Raw genomic sequence first — 1,866 nt, 5'->3', positions numbered from 1 at the left:
TACCAGAAGAGCAAAGCGACTGAAGAAAATAGCGATAGGGACGCGGCTACATACTGGTCTTTGCTAAAGTGGGTCATAATTTGGGATGTATCGTAGAGAATTGCCGCCATCGCAAATCCCACCATTAATACCGAGAAAAGCAACCCCAGTTGAAAGCCAAAGATCGCGCTACAGATAATCAGTCCCAGTGCCACGAAACCGCCAATTTTGAGTGCGCCACCGAGGAAGGAAAAATCCTTGCCAGTAGTCAGCGCAACTGCGGTTAAACCCACGAACATCAAAGATGTGAGAATCCCTGCCGTGGGAATCACTGACGGATCGGAATAGCGGCTGGCAATGTAGATTAACGGCGCAAATAACAGAGCTTCAGCGACAACATAAATCCCCAAGCCCAGATATTGCAGTGGGACAGAATCCGCTCTAGCAGCTAATCCTCTTGAGAACCAACCCAGCAGTGAAAATCCTGCCAAGATCGCCAACCAGGTAAAGCCGCCACTCATAGCTTGAGCGAATCTTTCGGCAATACCCGATCGCACTAGCAATGTTTCGATTCCGATAAATGCCGCTACCGCACCAGCTAGGTGCCCGTAAGTCTTTCTAATAAATTCAGCCCGTTCTTGAGGCTGAGCTTGGGCTACAACGTACATAGATTAAACCTCTAAAACGATCGATTGTGGTGGTAGTTATCGTGTAAGTAAATAGCTACTAAATAGATTCAAATCCAGCTATTGCCAATCCAGAAATTTATCAAAAGATCGCCTTCGATCTTCTACTTAGATCTTAGCTAATTTCGATCGACTCAGACAGACTTCGTATCGATTCTATACTTGCCAGAAATTAGGCGGATTTGAGTCTTATAGCTGCAACTGAAGTCGATCGGTTAAAGTAGGGATTGCCGTATGTCGGATCGATCGACTAACCGCCTCGATCGATTGAGTAATTGTACGGAGATCGCTCTCCCAATACCCGATAACCAGCTACCTGATGCGCTTTAAAAGTTCAGTATTCATGATGATGTCAAATCTCGCTTCGCACGCGCATAATTGAAGTAGGTAAAAGTTAGTATTTACCCAAAATCTAAAGTTGAGTATCCGAGTAATATAGAGGTCGCATGACGATGGTTATGCATGTAAATGCGTAACCATCAATTTGGCTTCAGCCAACCCTTCTGAATGAGCTGAAGCCTGTCCCTCACAAATCCCCAGATCGCCGATCGCTGTCGATCGTGCGTAAATGCTAAGATTAGTACTTGTAGATACTAAATTTAATTAGCACTAAATCATCATGAAGTTAAGTTTGCGGCGGATGGTGATGGGTTGGATATTGCCAGCCTTGATGGTAATGATGTTATTTGCCATGTCGAGCATTTATCAACCGGCGGCACTAGCCGATGACTTTAGCAAGGCAATCTTACCCAACGATGCCGATTTTACGGGCAAAGATTTAACTGGTTATGAATTTACGCAAGCAACCGTACGCAATGGCAAATTTGCAAATGCGAATCTCACTGGTGTCAGCTTAATTGGTGGTAACTTTGAATCGGCAGATATGAGTGGCGCGAATCTTACAAATTCGTTATTAGATACAGCACGATTCACCCATGTCAATCTCACTAATGCAATTTTAGTTGGTGCTTCTACTTCAGTAACTAATTTCGATGGCGCGATTATCAATGGTGCCGATTTTACCGATGTGATGCTCCGTAAAGATATCCAAATGAAGCTATGCAAGATCGCCAAAGGAACTAATCCAACGACGGGGAGAGCTACTAGAGATTCGCTGGAATGTCCTTAGTTTAGGCTTTAGGTTTTAGACTTTAGGCTTTAGGCTTTAGGCACAAAGCAAGATTTGCAGCATAGTCGCTAT

At 44.3% G+C, this 1,866-nt stretch carries 2 protein-coding genes; one reads left to right on the top strand and one right to left on the bottom strand.

Going from position 1 to position 1,866, the window contains the following annotated elements; translation table 11 throughout:
* A partial coding sequence (locus tag RMO84_RS10385) for a Bax inhibitor-1 family protein (RefSeq protein WP_310488391.1) occupies window positions 1-647 on the bottom strand: 647 nt, incomplete at its 3' end.
* A gap of 637 nt (window positions 648-1,284) precedes the next feature.
* On the opposite strand from RMO84_RS10385, the gene RMO84_RS10380 reads away from it, so the two are divergent.
* Window positions 1,285-1,794, top strand: a complete 510-nt coding sequence (locus RMO84_RS10380; protein ID WP_310488390.1) for a pentapeptide repeat-containing protein — start codon at window positions 1,285-1,287, stop codon at window positions 1,792-1,794.
* Window positions 1,795-1,866: the final 72 nt, after the last annotated feature.

This window comes from Chamaesiphon sp. VAR_69_metabat_338, from assembly GCF_031423935.1.
Classification (GTDB): Bacteria; Cyanobacteriota; Cyanobacteriia; order Cyanobacteriales; family Chamaesiphonaceae; genus Chamaesiphon.
The sequence above is the reverse complement of the archived record's forward strand: the minus strand, read 5'-3'. Positions and strand labels throughout refer to the sequence as shown.

What these genes read in the sequence shown, in the direction of transcription:
- RMO84_RS10380 (WP_310488390.1), top strand. Translation starts at nt 1,285, where the DNA reads ATGAAGTTAAGTTTGCGGCGGATGGTGATGGGTTGGATATTGCCAGCC.